This window comes from Pontibacter sp. HJ8, assembly GCF_054824225.1.
In genome coordinates, this window is record NZ_JSYF01000520.1 from 1 (window position 1) to 303 (window position 303).

Genomic DNA, 303 nt, shown 5'->3' on the forward strand with positions numbered 1-303 from the left:
ACCTATACCTATACCTATACCTATACCGGTTCCAACCACCCCTACCCTCCTTGTCTAAGGCGGGGAGCCTGCTGTTGATAGAGCTCAAGTTGTTGTTTCATGGCTGATGTACTGTCATCCCCCTGCCCCCTTCGAAGGGGGACTTTCTGTCGCTGCTGTTCAACAGGTATAGCCAATGTAGCTGCAGGTATAGCTGACAGGTATAGCGGGCAGGTATAGTAAGACTAACTTACAACAGCTACTACAAAGCAACGGCTTCGGCCAAGTGCACCCGTGACGATTTTTTGTTCGAGCGTTCAGCGA